Origin of the sequence: Pseudomonas sp. NBRC 111124, assembly GCF_001320245.1 — a bacterium.
Taxonomy (GTDB): Bacteria; Pseudomonadota; Gammaproteobacteria; order Pseudomonadales; family Pseudomonadaceae; genus Aquipseudomonas.
On record NZ_BCBA01000039.1, the window covers coordinates 114,355 to 135,838 of the forward strand.

At 63.0% G+C, this 21,484-nt stretch carries 18 protein-coding genes; 9 read left to right on the forward strand and 9 right to left on the reverse strand.

Annotated features, from left to right (window positions below):
• Positions 1 to 83 precede the first annotated feature (83 nt).
• The 3 genes from APH28_RS16250 to APH28_RS16260 all read right to left on the reverse strand — a co-directional run bounded on the left by APH28_RS16250 (position 84) and on the right by APH28_RS16260 (position 8,180).
• Positions 84 to 4,523, reverse strand: coding sequence for an NEL-type E3 ubiquitin ligase domain-containing protein (locus APH28_RS16250; RefSeq protein ID WP_060511013.1), 4,440 nt, complete (start codon positions 4,521 to 4,523; stop codon positions 84 to 86).
• Between the two features lie 77 nt (positions 4,524 to 4,600).
• Positions 4,601 to 6,961, reverse strand: coding sequence for a DNA polymerase II (locus tag APH28_RS16255; protein ID WP_060511015.1), 2,361 nt, complete (start codon positions 6,959 to 6,961; stop codon positions 4,601 to 4,603).
• Positions 6,962 to 6,995: 34 nt separating this feature from the next.
• A complete protein-coding gene (locus tag APH28_RS16260) occupies positions 6,996 to 8,180 on the reverse strand; it encodes an MFS transporter (protein WP_060511016.1) in 1,185 nt (394 codons plus the stop codon).
• Between the two features lie 117 nt (positions 8,181 to 8,297).
• On the opposite strand from APH28_RS16260, the gene APH28_RS16265 reads away from it, so the two are divergent.
• The gene (locus APH28_RS16265; protein ID WP_060511019.1) at positions 8,298 to 9,194 is read left to right on the forward strand and encodes a LysR family transcriptional regulator; all 897 of its coding nucleotides are present in this window, start codon (positions 8,298 to 8,300) and stop codon (positions 9,192 to 9,194) included.
• Here the strand turns inward: APH28_RS16265 and APH28_RS16270 are convergent.
• Positions 9,175 to 10,095 carry a LysR substrate-binding domain-containing protein gene (locus tag APH28_RS16270; protein WP_060511021.1) on the reverse strand — a complete coding sequence of 307 codons (921 nt, stop codon included), beginning with the start codon at positions 10,093 to 10,095 and terminating at the stop codon, positions 9,175 to 9,177. The genes APH28_RS16265 and APH28_RS16270 overlap by 20 nt on opposite strands.
• 161 nt (positions 10,096 to 10,256) lie before the next feature.
• Here APH28_RS16270 and APH28_RS16275 point away from each other — a divergent pair, with 161 nt between their 5' ends.
• The 8 genes from APH28_RS16275 to APH28_RS16310 all read left to right on the forward strand — a co-directional run bounded on the left by APH28_RS16275 (position 10,257) and on the right by APH28_RS16310 (position 15,957).
• On the forward strand, positions 10,257 to 11,039 hold the full coding sequence (locus APH28_RS16275) for a YqcI/YcgG family protein (RefSeq protein WP_060511024.1): 783 nt from the start codon (positions 10,257 to 10,259) through the stop codon (positions 11,037 to 11,039).
• A gap of 2 nt (positions 11,040 to 11,041) precedes the next feature.
• Positions 11,042 to 11,671 carry a LysE family translocator gene (locus APH28_RS16280; protein ID WP_060511026.1) on the forward strand — a complete coding sequence of 210 codons (630 nt, stop codon included), beginning with the start codon at positions 11,042 to 11,044 and terminating at the stop codon, positions 11,669 to 11,671.
• Positions 11,672 to 11,712: 41 nt separating this feature from the next.
• Positions 11,713 to 12,807: a hypothetical protein gene (locus APH28_RS16285; protein WP_060511028.1), complete on the forward strand. Its 1,095-nt coding sequence runs from the start codon at positions 11,713 to 11,715 to the stop codon at positions 12,805 to 12,807.
• Between the two features lie 156 nt (positions 12,808 to 12,963).
• The gene (locus APH28_RS16290; protein WP_060511030.1) at positions 12,964 to 13,653 is read left to right on the forward strand and encodes a hypothetical protein; all 690 of its coding nucleotides are present in this window, start codon (positions 12,964 to 12,966) and stop codon (positions 13,651 to 13,653) included.
• 159 nt (positions 13,654 to 13,812) lie between these two features.
• A complete protein-coding gene (locus APH28_RS16295; protein ID WP_156340899.1) occupies positions 13,813 to 14,514 on the forward strand; it encodes an AzlC family ABC transporter permease in 702 nt (233 codons plus the stop codon).
• Positions 14,511 to 14,825, forward strand: coding sequence for an AzlD domain-containing protein (locus APH28_RS16300; protein ID WP_060511034.1), 315 nt, complete (start codon positions 14,511 to 14,513; stop codon positions 14,823 to 14,825). The genes APH28_RS16295 and APH28_RS16300 overlap by 4 nt, the downstream gene beginning before the upstream one ends.
• On the forward strand, positions 14,822 to 15,655 hold the full coding sequence (locus tag APH28_RS16305; protein ID WP_060511036.1) for an AraC family transcriptional regulator: 834 nt from the start codon (positions 14,822 to 14,824) through the stop codon (positions 15,653 to 15,655). The genes APH28_RS16300 and APH28_RS16305 overlap by 4 nt, the downstream gene beginning before the upstream one ends.
• Before the next feature lie 74 nt (positions 15,656 to 15,729).
• Positions 15,730 to 15,957, forward strand: coding sequence for a hypothetical protein (locus tag APH28_RS16310; protein WP_012313790.1), 228 nt, complete (start codon positions 15,730 to 15,732; stop codon positions 15,955 to 15,957).
• A 49-nt stretch (positions 15,958 to 16,006) separates the two neighbouring features.
• Here APH28_RS16310 and APH28_RS16315 read toward each other — a convergent pair whose 3' ends face one another.
• The 5 genes from APH28_RS16315 to APH28_RS16335 form a co-directional block, all read right to left on the reverse strand.
• Complete coding sequence (locus tag APH28_RS16315) at positions 16,007 to 16,495, reverse strand: copper chaperone PCu(A)C (RefSeq protein ID WP_060511038.1); 489 nt, start codon at positions 16,493 to 16,495, stop codon at positions 16,007 to 16,009.
• On the reverse strand, positions 16,495 to 17,103 hold the full coding sequence (locus tag APH28_RS16320) for an SCO family protein (RefSeq protein WP_060511040.1): 609 nt from the start codon (positions 17,101 to 17,103) through the stop codon (positions 16,495 to 16,497). The genes APH28_RS16315 and APH28_RS16320 overlap by 1 nt, the downstream gene beginning before the upstream one ends.
• A 219-nt stretch (positions 17,104 to 17,322) precedes the next feature.
• Positions 17,323 to 17,907 carry a Fe-S biogenesis protein NfuA gene (gene nfuA, locus APH28_RS16325; protein ID WP_027919855.1) on the reverse strand — a complete coding sequence of 195 codons (585 nt, stop codon included), beginning with the start codon at positions 17,905 to 17,907 and terminating at the stop codon, positions 17,323 to 17,325.
• A gap of 58 nt (positions 17,908 to 17,965) precedes the next feature.
• Complete coding sequence (locus tag APH28_RS16330) at positions 17,966 to 19,000, reverse strand: acyltransferase (protein WP_060511042.1); 1,035 nt, start codon at positions 18,998 to 19,000, stop codon at positions 17,966 to 17,968.
• Between the two features lie 105 nt (positions 19,001 to 19,105).
• The gene (locus APH28_RS16335) at positions 19,106 to 21,406 is read right to left on the reverse strand and encodes a fatty acid cis/trans isomerase (protein WP_060511091.1); all 2,301 of its coding nucleotides are present in this window, start codon (positions 21,404 to 21,406) and stop codon (positions 19,106 to 19,108) included.
• Between the last annotated feature and the right edge of the window lie 78 nt (positions 21,407 to 21,484).

Genomic DNA, 21,484 nt, shown 5'->3' on the forward strand with positions numbered 1-21,484 from the left:
TAATGAAACTTCGAGGCTATCGTCGAGCTCAAGGCAGCAGCACCTAAGCGGCTACCACCTTTGCTGGCACCGGGCACACCGGGTCAGTGCCACGGCAGGGCCGGCACAAGCATCACCGTAGTCAGGTGCCTGTCGACAGCCTCACGGGTTAGCTGCTTGTAAACGTTGATTTCCCGCTGTCGCACACGCTCCTGCAGCCGGCCGATTTCAGTGGACGAGGCTTCGGCTTCGATCAGCGCCTCCAGTTCATCATGCAACGACTGCGGAACACTGAGCCGCCCGGAATATTTTTTCGCCAGATATTCTCTCCAGAAGCGGGTCGTCGACAGGTAGTCCACCAACACATCCCTTGACTGGACTGCCCTGACACTGCGTACTGCAGCAAGAAGGTCTTGCGCCGACAGGCTGGCGACACCGGGGTTCAGCATCTCGTCATGCTCGATGGGCAGGTCGAGCTCATCGACAAGGCTCAGGCGATACGCCAGGGCAAATTCAAGCGATTCGTCAGGCCTGCCCACCCGTATGGCATGCCAGCCACCGACATCATCGAGCACCTCCATACGCCAGCACTGCGCGCCCAGGTGCAGCAGTACCCGCTCCTGATCGCCCGAAACGTCATCGTGCAAAGCCTTCCATTGACTGACACGCACCTCCAGGTCACTGAAGCGCAATGTGGCATTGTCCTGACAGTGCTCAGTCAACGCATGCTCGTACAGCTCGGTTTGCAACGCCGGCCGCTCAGCCATGTAATCGAGCATTCGCAACATGCGTAGTGCCAGGTAGCGGGACAGGAACTCATTCTGGAAATCCGCCGAAGTGGTCAGCCGCCCCAACAAGTGAAAGAAGTCTCTTGAAGCACTGTTGCCGTAGAGTTTGCCCCAGGTGTTGGCCATGCGATCACGTTGATCCTCAGCCACCCGATCAAGCCAGCGCTGCTTGAAGGGTACTTGGTCATCCGGCGCCTCCCCCCATACATCCTGTACTTCCAGCAACGGGTTACCCGTGAGCCTGACCCGGCCTGAACGCCACAATCTCGAACGATAGAATGCAAAAGGCAGCACACGGATGCTGTTATCGCCTACATCGAGCGTGTGCAGGCTCATGGACTCCACCACGCTGCCAGGCATCTGCGTCAATTGCGCATTGCGCAGCATCAGGGCATTGAGGTTGGGCATCCCGAAAATGGAAAACGCACGTTGCAATGGGTTATGCGAGAGATTGAGATAAATCAACCGCCTGCAGCGTACAAGCACATCAAGACCATCGGCGCCCAGGTGAATCTGGTTGCCGGACAGGTCAAGAATACGCAGGCGCTCGGCCAATGCGGCCGTCAACGGCAGGCCGCTCAAGCGGCAATTGGTGATGCTCAATGAGGTCAGCCCATCGAACGCCCGTAGAAACTTCTCTGGCACGCTGCGTAGCTGCAAGGAACGCAGTGCCATGTCCGAGACGTGGGCAAAACTGACGTTCGCAGGAATACTCGGCAGTTCATCAAGATCACTGCCGTAAGTGCTCAGAAGATAGCCACGCCCTTCTTCTAACCCGGCGGGCAGTTGAGGTACCAGATAACGCCAGCAATCGATCAGCCCTCGTGCAAATTCACGGCGGGCACGCCAACACCAGACTTTTACGGTCGCGGTCTGCCAGCTACCCAGGCGGGTGCGCAGGGCCTCGAGCTGCCGCTTCAGCTCAGACAACTCACTGGCAGGATTTCGTTGCAACACGCGAAGGCGCGCTAGCCATTGATCGACTTCTGCATCATCGAAGCCCGGGTACAGGTCCCGTAATTCGGCGGCCAGGTTTCTCACCGCACCTCTACCAGCGCCAAAGCGCTGCCGCCAGCCACTCAACGGGTACCCGAGCCGGCCATTGACCAGTCGTGGCGGCGCCAGGAAGGTATCCCCCGGCTGGACGATACCAAGCGCTTCGGCGATCAGCGCCTGTCGTTGTGCGACACAGCGTGCCATGTACGCGCGCAGATGCACGGCAAAGGGTTTGCCGACCAGCAGCGCATCCTGTTGCTCGGAGCAATACCCGGCAGCCAGTTGCTGAAACAGCTCGCCCGGCTCAACCAGCGCATTGCCCTGCTCGTCGCTACACTCAAATTCGCCAGCCCGAAAACGAAGGCGCCGTAACCCCTGCGTGCCAATGCTGCTCGACAGGGGCGCTGCCACGTCACCATTGAACAGTTCCCATCGTGGGCCGCTGGCGGCCCCCGGCATTTGCTCAAGCAGCTTGAGCACGACACGGGCCAGGTCAAGGTTTTGCGGTGTATCGAACAGCAATGCCTCATGCACCCGAATACAGCGAATGCGCTTGACCAGTGAAGCAGCCGACGCGTTCAGATGCGCCTCCTCGACGGTCCTCAACAACGCTTCGGCGCCCAGTCGATGAAGGCTGGCGAAGTCACGCTGCAGCACTCGCGTGTCAGCCGTCACAGGATACTTCTCGTAATAGAGCTGCTGGAACAACGACCGTCTGCGGCCCCACACCCGCTCGGCCAACCCAACATCTGTAACTGTTTCGCTGTCAGCCCAACGGTGAACCTTGGCAAGCAGTGCTGAGTCCGTTGTTGCCCTGCCCGTGCGCAGGTCAGCGACCAGGGCCAAAATGCGGTTCACCACTTCGACGCGGCTTACGGTATCGACCAGGCAGGCGTCCGGCGCCTGACCACACATATGCAAGCCGCGCAGATAGCCGCCATCCAGACCATGAATGGCCAGCACCTGGTCGACATGCCCATCTTCAAGGCGACTGAATTCATTGCCCAGACGACGAAACAGTGCCCGTGGCTCGTCCCACTCGATCGGTTGCTCGCACCAGACCCGCCAGGCACCGGCGCCGTTATGCCGAAGCTGCGGGCCATGACCCTGCTTCGGCACTATTTGCCACTGCTCGTCGCCCCGCTGAACCACCTCGTAGAAGTAACCATGCATGCTCACCCAGCTACGGCCCTGCAACCGGTAAACGCCCTCGCTGTCGACAAGCGCCTGCACCGGCGGCGGCGCAGCGCGAAACGGCGTGAGGTCGAAGCGCCAGAGTTTCTCACTGCCGTCTTCCAGGCGGGCTGTCGCCATTTCGTCAACCGCGCGCCACTCGCGTGCCACCGCCGTCGCAACCACAGACGTGACGCCGACCATGACCACGGTCTCGGCAAGGTTTACCAGATGCTCAACCGCTGCGTGAACGTCACCTGCGCGCCAATCCTCCACGGCGTGAAAAGCCTCCTTCAGCATGTCCCAGATCAGCACGGCGCCCAAGACCAGGCCAACGCCAGGCACGATCAGGCCTACCGCATTGACGATCATCCACGCCGCCGATACCCGGCGTTCATGCCTGGCCTGGCTGAGCAAGCTGTCGATAGCCTTCACAGGCACGGCAACCACTGCGGCATCATCCTTGATCTGGTCAACCTGCGCTTGCGCCAGGTGGTCGAACAACGGCAATGGATAGGCGACCATGTGCTGGTCCATGTCGCGCGAGGCCCACGCGGCCACATCCATCAGTTCGTCAGCCACCATGGCGAAGAACATCGCGCTGTCGCGGCGGCGTATAAAGCGGCTGAAGAAGCGCTGATAAGGCTCATCGCCCAGGCGCTTGCCTAACGTCCGTCGAATGAATGTGTCGAGGTCTGCTGCGGCATTCCAGGGGCTGACCGGGTCCCCCGGGATGTACACCAGCACGCGCTGGCTGGACGAAAAGCCTAACGTGGTGGTGGTCTGGTCAAGCACGAGCACCTGTTCGACCTTGCATCCATACACGCTCAGCTGTTTGGCGATCACCGCTTTGCCGCCAAGTAAACCTGGCCGGGCGTCGCGGCACAGGTCGAAGATCAGCACCAGTTCGTCCGCTGTGAGGGCCCCCTCGGTCTTGGCCTTGCAGGCGTCAAGCAACATCGTCGCGACCTGCAATGCCTTGAAGGAAGACTTGAAGCCTGTCCCATCCGCAGCCGAGGTATCGAGTACCGAGGCCAGATGCTGCTGATATCGCCCGCCCAGATCTATCTGCCGACAACGCTTGGCGAACGCTGATATGGACAGCTGCATGAAGGTGCTGCCGTCGGCTTTCACCAGACGATCATCGCGTGGCAAGCCCCCAACCAACGACTCGTCCTCGGTGAAATTGGCCAGTGCTGCATCGAGCAGAGGGATGTCGTAGCTGCTTTTTTCCTGTTGCGGTACACGCCCCATGCTCCCTTCAGGCGCGGGGGATACGCTGAAGTAGAAGTGTCGAAAAAACAGCGTATCGCAATCGACCGGTATGTTCAGCGCACGCTGCAAGAGCGGCCTGCAATACTGATGAACATCCTCGATCCGACTGGTTTCACGGAGAAGGCGCTGGTGGCTGACGTAACTGGTTTTCAGTGCCTCGAAGACTTTCGTCAGTTGCTCGACAGTCAGTGAATGACTCGCAAGGTTGCGTATCCATGCCGGCAGACGACGGGCGATCACGCCGTCCTGAAACGCTTGCTCGATGGCCGTATTGGCATTTTGCAGTTCAATCGGGCTTTCGCTGGTTTTCATATCGCACCTCCGAAAATGAGAGGAGCGAAGCTAATCTCCAGCATTGGCGGGTAAGTGCTAGATACCTACCCCAAGTTTCAGAACAAGAGAAGCTGGCGATCGGTCAGAGCACTGAAATCGTCCCCGACAAACGGCAGGATGGCATCCGCCACTGGCTGCAGCTGGCGGCGCAGGTAATGTTCGTAATCGATGGACGCCTGCAGGTTTTCCAGCGGCTCGGGGCCGGCAGTGGTGATCAGGTAGCTGATCCAGCCACCACGCTGGTATTGCCGGGGGCGACCGAGCCGAACGTTGAAATCGTCCGCCAGGCGCGCAGCACGCACGTGCGGTGGCACGTTGCGCTGATAGTCGGCCAATGGCCTGCGCAGGCGCTTGCGATAGACCAGCAGCTCATCCAGTTCACCCGCGAGGGTCTGCCGCACGTACTCACGCAGGTAGTCGCGATAAGGTTGGCCACGAAAAATCCGCCCGTACAGTTCTTGCTGAAACCGCTGGGCCAGCGGCGACCAGTCGGTGCGCACCGACTCCAGCCCCTTGTAGACCACGTCTTCGCTGCCATCGGCGCGCTGCACCAGGCCGGCATAGCGCTTCTTGCTGCCCTCGTCGGTACCGCGGATGGTCGGCATCAGGAAACGCCGGTAATGCACCTCGAACTGCAGCTCGAGCGCGCTTTCCAGGTTCATGGACGTAAGCAGGTGATCACGCCACCACTGGTTGACCTGTGCCACCAGGTCCCGACCGATACGGGCCGCCGCTTCTTCGCCATGGGCGCCCTTGAGCCAAACAAAGGTAGAGTCGGTGTCTCCATAGATCACTTGGTAACCCTGCGCCTCGATCAGCGCGCGGGTCTGACGCATGATCTGATGGCCGCGCATAGTGATCGACGAGGCCAGGCGCGGGTCGAAGAAGCGGCAGCCACTGGAGCCGAGCACGCCGTAGAAGGCGTTCATGATGATTTTCAGCGCCTGCGACAGTGGCGCGTTGCCCTCGCGCTTGGCCGCCTCCCGGCCTTGCCAGACACGCTCGACGATAGCCGGCAGGCAATGCTGGGTACGCGAAAACCGCCCGCCACGAAAACCCTCCACCGAGTGCTCGTCATCGGGCAGGCGCAAGCCCTCTACCAGGCCCACCGGGTCGATCAGGAAAGTGCGGATGATCGACGGGTACAGGCTCTTGTAGTCCAGCACCAGCACCGAGTCGTACAGCCCCGGGCGCGAATCCATGACGAAGCCACCGGGGCTGGCTTCGTCCGGACGGCTGCCGAGGCTGGGTGCGACAAACCCCATGCGGTGCATGTGCGGGATATACAGGTGGCAGAATGCGGCGACCGAGCCGCCACTGCGGTCCACCGCAAGCCCGGTGACCGACGAACGCTCCAGCAGGAAGTCGAGCAACCGGGTGTGGGCAAAGATGCGCGTGACCAGCTCGCAGTCCTTGAGGTTATAGCGGGCCAGGGCCGGTTTGTCCTCGGCGAAACGACGGTTGATCTCGTCCATGCGCTGGTAGGGCGTGTCGATGGCCTTGCCTTCGCCGAGCAGGGTCTGGGCAACGCTTTCGAGGCTGAACGAGGGGAAGCTCCAGGTCGCCGAGCGCAGGGCTTCGATGCCGTCGATCAACAGGCGCCCCGGGGCATCGGCGAATACGTGGCCACCACCGGCATGGCTGCGCAAGGTCATCGGCGCGCCATTGCGCCCCAGCGCCAGCGGCACTTGCAGCACCTTGGCGTGCTCGTGCAGCAGGCGCAGGTCGAACTGGATCAGGTTCCAGCCAATGATCGCATCCGGGTCATGCTCGGCCATCCACTGGTTAAGGCACGTCAGCAGCTCGGCGCGGTCTGCGCAGTAGCGCAGGTCGAAATCCACACCTTCGGCATCACCATTCGCCGGGCCGAGCATGTAGACCTGGCGCTGGCCACAGCCTTCCAGGGCGATGCTGTACAGCTCGCCGCGCTCGCTGGTCTCGATGTCCAGCGAGGCCAGGCGCAAGGTCGGGCGATAGTCTGGCAGCGGCTTGAGCTGGGCCTCGCAGTACACGCCCTGCGCGTCCCGCTGGCCGGTGAACTGCACGGGCGCTGTGATGAAGCGCTCCATCAGGTAACGCTCTGGCGGGCGGATATCGGCCTCGAACACGTCGATGCCAGCCGTGCGCAAGCGTTGCTCCAGCTGCATCAGCTGGCGGTGCTGGCGGGTGTAGAGGCCCAGCATCGGACGCTGGTCGAAGTCCTTCAGGCGCAACGGTTTGAGCTGAGCGCCCTGCTCCTTGGCCAGCAACACCCGGGCGTGCTCGGCCTGCGCCTGCGGTATGAACGCCACCGACTCCTGTGGCGCCAGGCGCAACAAGCGTGGCCCGGCATCGGTGGCCAGCCAGAATTCCACGCAGGTGCCTTCGGGCGTGTCATGCCAATGCCGGGTCAGGACAAAGCCCTGCTGCAACTCCACCGCGTCAACCTCTGCTGAAAACGTCGATTCTACGCTAGCGCGGCCCGGCCACGAAGCCGCTTCTGCGCGTCGCCAGCACCATCAGCAAGGCCGCTGCGATCAATGCCAACACCACACTGCCGAATGCCTCGACGCCCACGCCGGCCAGCAGCACCCCTCCGACGATCCCGCCCAGGGCAATAGCACTGTTCCACACCGTCACCAGCATCGACTGCGCAACATCGCCGCCCTCACCCGCCGCATCGGCGCAAGCGGTCTGCAACAGGGTCGGCGCACCGCCGTAGGTCAGGCCCCACAACGCCACGCTCAGGTAGATGGCCCAGGACGTGGCCTGCCCCAGCAACAGCGTGGCCAGGGCAAACCCTGCCAGGCTTAGCACGACCAGCTTGCGCAAATGGCGATCGACCATCAGGCCGACCATGACGATACCGGTCAGCGACGAGAGGCCAAACAGCATGAGTATTTGGCCGACATCGGCCGCCATCCCTGCCGCCGCCAGCACCGGCACGATATAGGTGTAGAGAATGTTGTGGCCTAGGATCCAGGCAAGGATCACCAGCAGCACCACGGCCACGCCGGGTGTACGCAACACCTGTAGCGTCGATGGGCGCTTGCCGGGGGCCTGCCCCGGGTAATCCGGCACCGCCCGGAGCACCCACACCACCAGCAGCAGCGCCACCAGCGTGACCACGGCAAAGGTGGTGCGCCAGCCCAGACCGGCGCCCAGCCAGGTCGCGATCGGCAAGCCCAGCGACAGGGCAATCGGCTGGCCGAGCATGGCCACGGCCATTGCCCGCCCCTGCAGGGCTGCCGGCACCATGCGCCGGGCATGCCCGGCGATCAGGCCCCAGGCCAGGCCGGCAGCGGCACCGGTGAGAAAGCGCAGCAACAGGGTCAGGGTGTTGGAAGGCGAAACGGCGGTCAGGCCGTTGAACAGAACAAAACCGACAATCGCCAGTAGCAGCGCCCGGCGCCGGTACCAGCCCTGGGTCAGGGTCACCAACGGGATGGCAGTGAGCAAGGAGCCGAGCGCGTAGGCCGTCACCCATTGCCCGGCCATGGCCTGGCTGATGTGCATGCCATCGGCGATCTGGTCGAGCAGGCCTGCCGGCAGGGTTTCACTGAGGATGGCGATGAAGCCAGTCATGGCCAGCGCCAGCAGCCCGCTCAAAGGCAGGCGCTCGGTGCTGGCAAGTGAAGCAGTCGATGTCTGGGACATTTCAGGATGCCTTGTGGTTGCGATCAAGGCCCACAGTCTGCAAGGCCGCGCATTGCGGAAAAAGACGGTTACAATGCCGCTCACCCAGGACGTGGATGTCCGTAATCAGGAGCGAAAATGGACAGCCTCAGCGGCTTCGTAGTGTTCAATCGGGTCGCCGAAACCCGCAGCTTCGTCGCCGCCGGCCAGTCGCTGGGCATCAGCGCCTCGGCCGTGGGCAAGCGCGTGGCGCGCCTGGAAAGCCGCCTGGGTGTACGCCTGTTCCACCGCAGCACCCGCAGCATCACCCTGACTGCAGAAGGTACGCTGTTTCTGGAGCGCAGCCGGCGCATCCTGGCCGAGATCGAGGCCACCGAGCAGGAACTGTCCCAGGCCAGTGAAACACCGCGCGGCCGCCTGCGCGTGAGCCTGCCCCAGGTAACCGGGCTGGTGATGCCGGCCTTGGCCGAGTTCATGGAACGCTACCCGCAGGTGGAACTGGACCTGGAGTTCACAGACCGCATGGTCGACATTGTCGGTGAAGGCTTCGATGTGGTGATGCGCGGCGGCCAGCCGCTGGATTCGCGGCTCAACGCCAAGTTTCTCGGGCACTTCCAGCATTGCCTGGTGGCCTCACCCGAGTACCTGCGCGCGCGTGGCACACCGCTGCACCCGCGCGAACTCAGCGCACACACCTGCCTGCACTACCGCTTCCCCAGCAACGGCAAGCTGGAAGCCTGGCCGCTGCGCCAGGAGCACCCCGAGCAGGGCTACGACATTCCCATCTCGATGGTCTGCAACCACGTCGAGACGCGCATCTGCTTCGCCCTCAACCACCGCGGCATCACCTGCCTGCCGGACTTCAGCGTGCGTCGCGAACTGGCCGCTGGCACCTTGATGAGCGTGCTCGACGGCTTCATCGAACGGCGTGGCAGCTTCTACCTGCTATGGCCGTCAGGGCGCCACGTGCCGCCCAAGTTGCGGGTGTTCATCGACTTCATGCTGGAGCGCGTGTTCAGCCGTACAGGTAGTTGATGTCCTTGTAGCTCAGCGGTGGCACCTGGCTGAGCAGAAAGTCGCGCAACTTGTGCATCTGTCGCGCCTTGGGGCTGCTCTTGAGCCAGGTCATGTAGTAACCGTCACCGGTCGATACCGCATGCTTGAACGGCGTCACCAGGCGCCCGGCCGCGAGGTCGGCACTGGCCAGCACCAGGTCGACCACCGAAATGCCGAGGCCCTGTTGCGCCGCCGAGATGCCTTGGTCGAGGGTATCGAATACCTGGCCCTGGTCGATGCTGATGTCCAGCGCATCCATGCGCGCCAGCCAGCGCCGCCAGTCGCGGCGGTCCGGTGAGGGGTGAAGGAATTCACACTGGCGCAGGTCGGCCAGTTCCGGTTGCGCGTGCGCCATGTAGTCCGGGTGGCACACCGGGATCAGCCACTCATCGAACAGCTTGACGCTCTCGACATCGGCCGGGAAACGGCCGTTGGCCAGGAGAATGGCGCAGTCGTAGGGTTCGGAGTAGAAGTCCACCGAGTCGATGTCCATCCACACGCTCGACAGCTGCACGCTGCAGTTGTCTTCGAGCTTCTTGAAACCGTCCAGCGCCCGCAGCAGCCAGCGCACGGTCAGCGTCGAGGGGGCCTTCAAGCGCAACCCATAACGGTCCTGGCGCAGCAGCGCACAGGCGTTTTCGATGATCTTGAAGCCGACCTTCAGCTCCTGAGCCAGCACCCGTCCATGCTCGGTGAGGCTCAACTTGGGGCCGCGTCGCTCGAACAGGTCGCAGCCGAACATGGATTCGAGGGTCTTGATGTGATGGCTGACCGCGCCTTGGGTCAGGGCCAGCTCTTCGGCGGCCCGGGTAAACGAGCCGTAGCGCGAGGCTACCTCGAACGCACGCAGGGCGTGCAATGCTTGAATCCGTTCCGACATGGCGCCCTCGAAGCATGAGTGAGACTAATAGTAGGTCATAGTTCCACGCGTTTTACAACGTGAACAGCGTCTCAGAAAATGCGGGTAAATAACAAAGATAAGTATCCAACCTGCCTGCATATGAGTGGAACGCTCACTTACTTGAATCTCCTGGGGAAATCATGTTTACGGTTTATGGAAACTGCTATCGCCTGGATGCGCTAGAGCTGGCCGAAGAACATGTACGGAACACTCAGCACTGGACGCACCAAACCCTACAACATTTTCGCAGCGTACTCGCCAACCCCGACTTCCCGTGCCTGTTCGGGCGTAAAGCGGTAGCCGGCGCATCCTGCCACATCCTCTTCGCCCGTGCCGAACAACTGGCCGATGATATCGCCCAAGGCCTGGCCGAGTATGTCCGCACCATTACCCCCGTGCCGATCAAGCAACGCATCGGCAGCCCGCTGGTGGTGTTTCTCGAAACCGCCGCCGACAGCGCCCTGGCCGAACAACAGGCGCTGGCCTGGAAAGTCCTGCGTGGGGTCCACGCCCGTGACCCGCACCCGTGGCCACAGGCGATCCCCACCGACCCGCACGACAACGCCTGGTCGTTCTGCTACGCCGGCATGCCGCTGTTCATCAACATGAATTTCCCCGGCCACCAGCAGATGAAAAGCCGCAACCTGGGCCCGCACATCACCTTCGTCATCAATCCCCGGGAGAACTTCGACGAGGTGGCCAACGCCAGCACCGAAAGTGGGCAACGCATTCGCGCCCGCATTCGTGATCGCGTGCGCCACTACAACGATGGGGTCATGCCTGAAACCCTGGGCTTTTTTGGCCAGGACGACAACTTTGAATGGAAGCAGTACCAACTGCAGGAAGCAGGCTCGCTCAATCCGTCGCGCTGCCCCTTTCATGCCCACGCACATGCGACATCTGACACCCTGACCGAGAACTGACCGTGAATACCGCACTGACACTGACTTACGCACTCACCGTGCTGCTGTTGATCGCCACCCCCGGCCCGGTGGTGGCGCTGATCGTCAACACAGCCGCGGCCTCCGGCTCGCGCAAGGCCATGTTCACCGCCGTCGGCACCAACTGGGCCTCACTGGTGCTGATCGGCGCCGCCGCCTGGGTCATCCTCACCAGTGCGGCCATCGACAAGGCCTGGCTCAGCGGCATGAGCCTGCTGGGCTGCCTGTTCATCGGCTACATCGCCGTGGGTACCTTGCGCGAGTGCCTGCAGGCGCCGGCCATCGACGAAGCCGAACTGCAACCGGCCAAAGCCGGGCGCGGCGGTTTATGGCAAGGCTTCATGGTGGGCATTTCCAACCCGAAGGACATCATCTTCTTCATTGCCTTCTTCCCGCAGTTCATTCAAATCACCGAATCGTTCGGCAAGAGCATGGTGGTGCTGTCGCTGTTGTGGGTGCTGATCGATTTCGCCGTGCTCAGCCTGTACATCTTCACCATCGGCAAGATCACCTCGCAGCGCAGCAACCGCATGATTTCCCTGGCCTCGGGGGTTGTGCTGCTGCTGATCGCCGCCGGCGGCCTGGCCTATAACCTCAAGGAGCTGGCGGGCTGAACGTCCTGCGCCGCTGCAACGCCCGCCGAGAAGGAGCGCCCATGACACCGTCCGCAACCACCACGCACGCCCAGGGCCTCGCTTCGCCACTGCATCAGGACTACCAGCGTTTTCTGTTGCTGGGTAGCCGCCGCGCACCGCACACCCTGCATGTGCACGAAAGCGGCTACCGCTCCAGCACCATCAACACCGACGCCCTTGGCCTGCGCTACAGCCACTGCGCCGGCAAGCGCTTCTCGGCCGCCGAACGCGGCGGTGCGCCGCGCATCAACCTGCTGGTGGGCGGCTCGACCGCCCTGGGCATCGGCGCCAGCTCCGATGAACACACGGTGGCTTCACACCTGTCGATGCTGACCGGTGAGGTGTGGCTGAGCCTGGCGGGCTGCGGGCTCAACGCGAGTCAGGAGCTGCTGATGTTCCTGACCCACCAGCACCGCTTCGGCGAAGTGGGCCATGTGGTGCTGCTCAGTGGCTTGAACACCTTGGCCCATGAAGCCCTCGGCGAAGTCCTGGCCGGCCCTCACGACCCACAGCAAGCCAAGGCTCACCAGGCTTACCTGAACAGTTTCAACGAAGGCATGCCGCCAACTGGCCCGGCCCGCCGCGAGTCATTGTGGCAGCGCCTGGGCCAGGCACTGGCACCGCGGCGTAACGAGCCTCCCCCCACCTGGTCGCTGTCCGCCCCGGAAAAGCGCCTGGCACGCGCGGCCGACAGCATCGGCCGCACCTTGCGCCAATGGGACCGCATGCTGGCTGACAGCCACGCCACCCTGACCTTCATCCTCCAGCCTCTGCTGCCCTGGTGCCGGGAAACCCTGCCGGCAGGTGAACAAGCGATGCTCGCCGCCCTGAAGCAGCAACCGGCAAATTTCGATCGCCTGCTCGAAGACACCTTCGACAGCCAGCTGCACATGGCCTTCTTCCGCCGCATCAAGAGCCAGGCCGACCCGGTGCCCTGCTACGACATGAACAGCATGCTCAGCAGCTCGCCGGTTTTCGGCGCCGACCTGTTCGTCGACCGCTTGCACCTGAACGACCTGGGCAACAATGCCTTGGCTAAAGTGATCACTGCCAAACTGGGGCTGGCCCAGGAACGACACGCCCAACGCAAGGTCACACCGATCAAGCTGGTCTGACAGACGACCGTCGGGGTTTCGGTTTCTGCCCGCGCTTGGCTAGAATAGCCCGTCGTTCCGATTCACCCGAGGCGTACGCGCAGTCGTGACCCATCATCAAGCCGCCCACCCGTACCTGGCAGCCTGCCGGCTCCGTCCGTTGCTTGGGGCACGCCTGTGAGCCGCATCACGCTGGCACCAGCATTGTTCATCGCGCTGACCCCGGTTGCCGCTAACGCGCTCGAAGTACGCATCGACCCACACGCCGACCTGCTTTACCGCCAGGCGCTGCCATTGCTGGAGCAGGCCGACAACCAGGACGACAACAGCACCCTGCGCACTGCCCTGGGCGTCGACCCGGAGCTCAACCGCCAAGGCCGGGCGATGGCACACACTCTGCCGACGGCAGTGGCCTTGCTGAAGAAGTCGGTGGAGCTTGGCCACCCGGTGGCGCAGTATCGCCTGGCGCTGTACTACACCACCTACCTGCCTGCAGCACAGATTGCCGATGCTGCCTGCCCGTTGCTCGAAGCCAGCCTGAATCAGGGCTTTGCACCACCGGCGACAGCGATTGCGACCTGGTGCCCGGGCTACAACGCCAGCCCGGCCTACCGCGAAGCGCTGGAAGCGATCCCGAGCATGGCCACCCTGTATGCGCCCTACTACCCGCAGCCAGCCGCCCGCCTGGCCTGCAGCCGCGCCCACCCGCAGGGGTTGGAGATGCAATGGGGTCGCCAGCGCGACTACCAGGCCGAGGTCTACCGGCTGCTCGGTGACCTTGATCCACAGCATCGCCAGGCACTGCTGCAAAAGGCCGTGGACATCAATGGCTGTGTGGCGGCGCAGCATCGGCTGACTACGCGTTAATCACCTGCCCACCACTAGTACAAAAATGACGCTATTCCTGCAGGAGCGGATTTAGCCGCGAAGAGGCCGGCACAAGCAGCAAACAAGCAAGATCGTTCAAGCCACCCGCCCCACCGCTCTGTCATGCTGACCTACCTAGCAAAGTGTGTCGCAGCCATCATGCCCAGCAGCCCCCCCATCGCCCGCCAAGCCTTCTTGCACGGCGCTATTGCCATCCTGCCGCTGTCCCTGGCCGTCGCCCCGTGGGGCCTGCTCGCCGGCTCCATGGCCATCGAGGCCAACCTCAGCGCCTGGCAAGGCCAGGGCCTGTCGGCGATCGTCTTCGCCGGTGCCGCGCAACTGGTGGCCATCGGCATGCTCAAAGGCGGCGCCAACCTGCTGTCGATTCTGCTCACCACTCTGCTGCTGACCTCCCAACACCTGCTCTACGGCCTGTCCATGCGCCCGGTGCTGTCGAACCAGCCGTTGCGCTGGCGGCTGGGCCTGGGCTTCCTGCTCACCGACGAGTTCTTCGCCCTCACCAGCCACTATGATCAGCAGCAGTTCAACCGCTGGTACGCCCTCGGCGTGGGCCTGACCTTCTACGTTGCGTGGAACCTGTTCACCCTGGCCGGCATCGTGCTGGGCCAGAACATCCCGCACCTCGACCAGCTCGGCCTGGACTTCTCCATCGTCGCCACCTTTGTCGCGCTGATCGCGCCCCTGGTGCGCAACCTCGCCACCGTGGTGTGCGTGGCGGTATCGCTGTTCTGCTCGGTACTGTTCAGTTATTGGCACTGGGAAACCGCGCTGGTCGCGGCCGGCCTGCTGGGCATGGCGGCCGGTTTCATCTGCCAGAAATTCACCGGAGGCCGCCCATGACCTGGCTGCTGATCTTCGCCATGGGCGCCGTGGTATTCCTCAACCGCTACGCCTTCCTGGAACCACGCCTGCCCCTGCGCCTGAGCTCCAACGCCCGGCAGTTCCTCGGCTTTGCCGTGCCAGGCATGCTCACTGCGATCTGCGGGCCGATCATTTTCATGCCCGGCCACCAGCTCGACCTGAGCCCGCTCAACCCCTACCTGCTCGGCGCGCTGGTGGCCGTTGCGCTGGTCCTGTTGACCCGCAGCGTGTTGCTGAGCATGCTGGTGAGCATGTTGATCTTCTTCCTGCTGCGCAGCTGGCTGGCATGAGCACGCCCCTGCGCGAACAGACCCACCTCTGGCAGGCGCCGGCCCTTGGCGACGTCGAGATGTTGCATGCGCGCTACTTTCAGCAGCGCTTCGCCCCCCATGTGCATGAAGGCTACGTGTTCACCGTGATCGAGTCGGGCGCGCAGCGCTTCTGGCACCGCGGCAGCGAACACCTGGCGCCGGTCGGCAGCATGGTGCTGATCAACCCGGACGAGCTACACACCGGCGCCACCGCTCACGAGGCTGGCTGGCGCTACCGGGGGTTTTACCCTGAGCATGAGCGGGTCACCGGCGTGCTGGACGAGCTGGCGCTGGGCCGCCACGGCATGCCGCGTTTCAAGGACAGCGTGATCCAGGACCCTGCCCTGGCATGGGCCTTCAGCCAGCTGCATCAGCTGTCGGAAGCCGGTGCCAGTGCCCTGGAGCAGCAGACCGCCTGGCGCCAGGCAGTGCTGGCGCTGGTACAGCGCCACGGCCATTGCCCCGAACCTTCAGCCCCTGGTAATGAACCGCTGGCAGTGGCACGTGCGCGGGAATTACTCGAAAGCCAGTTGGCGGACCCGCCATCACTGGAGGCCTTGGCAGCTGCAGTCAATCTGTCGCCCTTCCACTTTGCCCGGGTGTTCCGCCAGGCCACCGGCATGCCGCCGCATGCCTGGCTGAAGCAGCGGCGCTTGGCACGGGCACGGGAGTTTTTAAAAAGCGGCCTGACAGCCTCTGACGTGGCGTTTGCATTGGGTTTTGCCGATCAGAGTCACTTGAGCCGACAATTCAAACAGGCGTATGGCGTGACACCTGGCGCCTATCGCAGCGCTTGCTTGCACAACTAGCGCGTGCGACAGCGGGCCTCAGGCAAGCCGGCCAGCCACTGCTACACTGACAGAGCTGAACGGAGGATTCCGCCATGTCCGAAAGAGAGCTCACCACCCTGATATCGCTGATGAACCAGCGCCAAGCCTGCCTGAGCAGTGCCTGCAAGGAAATTGCCGACTGGATCGACCGCCAGGGCGATGTGCCCGCTGCGGGCAAGATCCGCGCCAGCCTCAAGGCGCTGGAGGCCGATGAGGCCCAAGTCCGCAAGACCTTGACCTCACTGACCCTCGAAAGGCCGCTGCCACGCTTCCGTAGCTGAAGCGCGCAGCACAATGAAGAAGGGCCGCTTATGCGGCCCTTTTTGTCAGTCAGTGGTTCATGTGCATGTGGTCATGCCCACCGCCGGCCTCGGCGTTGAGCGGGCGCACTTCTGCCTGCACTTCCACGGTTTCCTTGGCGCCCTTGGCATCTTCGATGGTCAGGGTCAGCGGTACCTTCTCGCCTTCCTTCACCTGCTGGGTCAGGCCCATGAGCATCACGTGGTAGCCATCAGGGTCCAGGCTCACCGGCTTGCCGGCAGGCAGCGCCACGGACTTCGCTTCCTTCATGCCCATCACGTCACCGTTCATGGTCATCTCATGCACCTGCACGGTCTTGGCCACTGGTGAAGCCACGCCGACCAGCTTGCTGTCGGTGCTGGCAGTCAGGGTCATGAAGGCCCCGGTGGAAGGCTGGTGCGGCACACTGGCGCGCACCCAGGCGTCGCTCACGGTGGTCTGCGCAAGGGCCGGCAGGGCCAGGCCCAGCAGGGCGATGGCGGCTAGGCCGCGCTTGATCGGTTGCAGTGATACAGCCATTAGCAAATCTCCATCAGGGTAGCCAGGTCTTCGGCGCATTCCTTGGCATTCAGCGAATGGCCCAGGCTCAGGCGCAGGGTGCCACGTGTATCGTAGACGTAGCTGGTGGATGAATGAGAGATGGTGTAGGTGTCACCGGCCGGGACCTTTTCGTAGAACACCTTGAACTCCTTGGCCACCGCGGCGATTTCTTCCGGGGTACCGGTCAGGGCGGTGAACGACGGGTCGAAGGCCTTGACGTAGGCATCGAGCACCTCGGGGGTGTCGCGCTCCGGGTCCAGGGTGATGAACACCACCTGGAAGATCTCGCGGTCGCGGCCCCTGAGCAGCTTCTTGATCTGGGCCGCCCGCGCCAGGGTGGTCGGGCAGACGGCCGGGCACTGGGTGAAGCCGAAGAAGATCATCGGCATGCTGCCGTAGAAGCTCGACAAGGTGCGGACATTGCCCTGAGGGTCCTTGAGGCTGAACTTGCGCCCCAGGATTTCGTTGCTCATGTTCTTGCCGTACTTGAACTCGAGCCCCCGGGCCGGGTTGCAGCCTGCCAGCAGGCCGAGCCCGAGAACGCCCATCCCGGCGACAACCGCGCGCCGGGTAAACTGATCATTCATGGAACCATCCTTTACAGGGAAGGTGCCGGCCCTTGGGACGGGCCGGCCGAAAAACCGGGGCATTCTGGCATGACACCCGGTGGGGTTCTACCCGACCAAGGCGGTGATGGCCCGCAGCCCTTTGAATACGGGCTGCGGCCTGTTGTCGCAGCGGTTGAAACCGTAACACTTTGTTGCTATGCCTTGACCTGACGCGATCGCTGTAGGAGCGCGTCCGGATCAGTAGTAGGCGTTCTCTTTCTGAGTGTGGTCAGTCACGTCACGCACACCTTTGAGCTCTGGAATGCGCTCGAGCAGGGTACGCTCGATGCCTTCCTTCAGGGTTACGTCGGCCTGACCGCAGCCCTGGCAACCGCCACCGAACTGCAGCACGGCAATGCCGTCGTCGACCACATCGACCAGGCTCACCTGGCCGCCGTGGCTGGCCAGACCGGGGTTGATCTCGGTCTGCAGGTAGTAGTTGATGCGCTCGTTGATCGGGCTGTCTTCGTTGACCATCGGCACCTTGGCGTTCGGCGCCTTGATGGTCAGCTGGCCGCCCATGCGATCGGTGGCGTAGTCAACCAGCGCGTCTTCCAGGAACGGCACGCTGACCGCGTCGAGGTAAGCGGTAAAGCTCTTCAGGCCAACCGGCTCGTCGTCGGGCTTCTCTTCGCCCGGCTTGCAGTAGGCAATGCAGGTCTCGGCGTACTGGGTGCCCGGCTGGGTGATGAAAATACGGATGCCAATGCCAGGCGTGTTCTGCTTGGAAAGCAGATCGGCCAGGTAATCATGGGCGGCGTCAGTAATGGTTATAGCGCTCATGGAAGTTCCTCACAGACTTGCGGCCAAGTGTACGCCAACCTGGCCTTTGTACAAAGTCCTAGTATTTGACTCGGGAAAGCGCAAATTCCTGTGTTTGCTCCCGTGGAGCCGCCAGCCAAGCCTGCATCCGCCGGTACAGCCCGCGCTCCAGCCACTGATAGCTGAACCACGACATTAGTCCAATGGACGGTACGCACAAGGCGAACACCAGGTACGGGTTCAGGTGCAGGCGCTGGCAGGCGAACCAGCCAGCGTACAGCACCAGCACGTGGATCAGGTACACCGAGTAGGAGCAGTCACCCAGTGCCTTGAGCAGGCGGTTACCCTTGAAGTACGGCTCCAGGGCGATGAACGCCAGCACGATCATCGCGCTCGGTACGCCCCAGTGCAGCAGGCGCTGCGAGGCGTCCAGGTGATAGATCGCATAGCCCGCCACGCCCAGCACCGCCAGCGGCAGCCACAGGCCTTCGCGGATCAGCCCGCGGCGATGGATCACGCCCAGGCCGATGCCCAGCAGGAACTCGTAGATGATGTCGTTGTTGTAGAAACGGCTGAGCACGCCCATACGCCCCAACACTTCACTGACCAGCAGCAGCGCAGCGGTCACCAGCAACACGTGGTGGCGCTGGCGCACCAGGAAGGCCAGGCCGAACAGCAGGTAGAAGAACATCTCGAAATTCAGCGTCCAGCCGACGTTCAAGGTCGGGTACAGGCCGTACCCACCGGGGTTTTCAGCCGGGATGAACAGCAGCGACAGCAGCAGGTGGTGCCAGTCGAACGCTTGGTGCGGCATCCATTGGCTGAATGCCAACAGCAACGCCGCCATCAGCGCGGTATAGAACCAGTAGGCGGGAACGATGCGCAGGGCCCGGTTGAGCAGAAACTGGCGCGGTTCGACAGGTTTGTCGCGGGTCGACAGGTAAATAACCAGCCCGCTGATGACGAAGAAGATGTCGACGCCAACGGCGCCGCGGTCAGTGAGCAATTGGCCGATGGGGCCGGTGGCATGGAAGTCGAAAAAGATCTGCATGAAGTGGTGGCAGACCACCACCCAGGCGGCGAACGCCCGCAGTGCTTGAAGCGAATACAGCATGGAATACCTGCGATTGCCGGTGCATTGAGGCCCGAAGGCTGAAACAGCCTCCGGGCCACCCATACGTTCCGACCGCAGCGCATTGGCAAAGGTCAACCGACCCGATCAGAGGTTTTCGTAGCGGTTCATGTCCAGCACCCCGGCCTCTACCGGCTCGGTCTCCTTGATGTAGGTGTTCAGGTCGTGGAAGTAACGCCAGAACTGCGGGTGGCTGCGGCGCACCCCCCAGCGCATGACGATGCGCTCGAACTTGGCCGCATCATCCTTGGCGTACTCCATATCCTCGACGAATTCCGGCACATCCTTGGCCGGGATGTTGAAGATGAAGTTCGGGTAGCTACTGAGCACCCCCGGGTACAGCGTCAGGGTGTCGAGCCCTGGCATGTAGCGGTACGCCTCACCAAGCAGGAACGCCACGTTGCTGTGCGCACGGTTGCGCAGCAGGCTGTAAACCTGACGCTGGCCGCCCTCGCCTTCGATGCGCAGCATGGTTGCCTCGGGCAGTTGGCTGATCACCTTTAGGCCCGCGGCCGGGCGCGACACCAGGCGGCTGAGCGACTGTTCGACATCGCGGAATTCCTCGTTCATCTGCGGCCGCGAGCAGTAGGCGCCGGTGCAGCGGTTGATCGGATCTGGCGCAGCGTTCAGGCTGCCGGTGCGCTGCAGCAGTTTCAGGCCGAAGTCGCGCTTGGGGTCGCGCGGGTCGAGCTTGATGCCGCTCGGCGTATCGGTGTCGATGTCTTCATAGTCCAGCCACATCTTTACCTTGCCGCTGTTCTGGTACCAGCTGCCAAGGATCTTGCTGCGCTGGTCAGCGGGCATCAGACGCAGGAAATTGACCTCGGCGCCATTGCGGATCAGGTCGAAGTACAGGCGTGTCTGCAATTGGTGTGAGACGTTGCCGTACACATCGAAGTTGACCGCCAGCTGGTAGTAAGTGCGCTCGAACAGCGGGTAGTCGAACAGCCACACGGTCAGCGGCACATCGCCAATCAGGCCCTTGGTCACCGAGGCGCTGTCGAAGTGACGGAAGATGCTCAGCAGCGCGTTGTCGTTGCCAGCCCACAAGGTTGCCCAGCCCGGCGCGGGCATTTCGGCATAGGCCTCGCGGCGCAGTTTCTCGTACTCGTTGCGCTTGTCGCGGTAGGCATGCCACAGGTTCAGCACGCTGCCGACGTCGTCGATCTGCCCCGGCATGGCCAGCAGCGGCGTGGCTTCGCCGCGGTACTGGGCATCGGTGATGTAGCGGTCGTGGGCCGGCTCCTGGAACAGCGCCCAGAAGTTGTCGCGGATCACGTCGGTGGCGATCTGACCGCGGCACACCGGGCCACGGATGAAGGTGCGCACGAAGTATTCGGCGTTATCCAGCATGAACTGGTAGCGCGCCACCGCCGGGATCGCCTCGAAGGTTTCGAACGGGTTGGCCCGGTGACGCGGGCCATAGCCCGGCAGTGCAGTGGCATGCCAGTCGCCAGCGTAGAACAGCTGCTTCACGCGTTTGAGCTTCTGCGGCCCCATCGGGTAAGTGATGTGGGTCTTGTGCACGATCACGCCTTGCACCGGAATCAGGCGGTAATAGAAATCGGTGCCTGGCGGGTCATTGGGGCGGCGTGTGGCGATGATGTCGACCGGTTTGCCGCTTGGCGTGCGCGAACGCACCCATTGGAAGAAGTGGCCTTGCTCGCCACCGACGAAGTAGATATGCGCGAGGAACAGGTGCTCATACAGCCAGCGGGCGATCAACGCCTCGGTGGAACCGGGGCGGTTGAGCAGCGCTTCCCAGTCGGTGATCTGCCGGGCCTCGGCTGCGCTTGGCTGGATCGGCTGGTACTCGACCGGCGCGCCGGCGGCCAGCCAACGGCGCAGGGTGTCGTATTCCTTGTCGGTCAGGCCAGTGACCGCCAGCGGCATGCCCTCCTTGGGGTGGGCGCCAGCGTAGGCGTCGAACTCTTCGGGCAGCGGGCACATGTTGTTGCGGTTGAGCCCCAGGACGATCTCTTCGGGCAGCTTGGCATTGGGCGTGAGCGGGGCCTTGTGCCCCAGTTCGAGCATGCGTGCCATCAGCGCCGCCTGGCTGCCCTGGTTGTCGAGCACCGAATAGAAACCCTTCTTGCGCCATTCTTCTTCGCTATGGGCGTCGTAGAACAACCGCGTGGGGGGCACGGCCGTGCTGCGCTCGCCCTGGTAAACCGGCACCTTGGTGGCTCCGCGCACTGCGCCTTCGGGGCTTTCCAGCTTGAGCTGGCAGGCGGCGTCATTGCAGGCGTGGCAGGCCACGCATTTCTCGGTGAAAATCGGCTGGATATCCCGGGTGTAGGAAATCACCGGGCTCGACTGGGGGGCTTGTCCGAACGCCACGCTACTGATGAGCAGAGCGAAGGCGCTGACAAGGATACGATGCACCATGTGCGGAAAGTCCTGGGTATTGAAAGCCATCACGATTTGCCTGGTCGTCCTTGGGTGCTCTGTATCAGTAACGCCGAA